General features: G+C 77.3%; 1 protein-coding gene. It reads left to right on the top strand.

Annotation, left to right across the window (positions count from 1 at the left end; all coding sequences use genetic code 11):
• Window positions 1–198: hypothetical protein (locus QWY29_RS20795; protein WP_300963108.1), on the top strand; the 198-nt coding region annotated here is incomplete at its 5' end.
• Window positions 199–216: the final 18 nt, after the last annotated feature.

Genomic DNA, 216 nt, shown 5'->3' with positions numbered 1-216 from the left:
TTCGTCACGGCACCGGTCGTCGAGCCGCCCCGCGACGACCCCGACTGGGGGCGCGTGCGGCTGACCGAGGACGCCGAGGAGCTGTGGGCGCGTGTGGTCGCCGACCGGCCGCGCGGCGACCTGGGCCGCGGCGCGATCAGCGGCAGCCGGCCCGGCGGCTCCGGTGCGGACGCCGAGGCCAACGGTCTCTGCGGCTGAGCTGCCCGGAAAAGCAGA

The sequence above is a fragment of the Nocardioides abyssi genome, assembly GCF_030412915.1.
Taxonomy (GTDB): Bacteria; Actinomycetota; Actinomycetes; order Propionibacteriales; family Nocardioidaceae; genus Nocardioides; species Nocardioides abyssi.
This window is presented reverse-complemented; position numbering and strand designations above follow the sequence as displayed.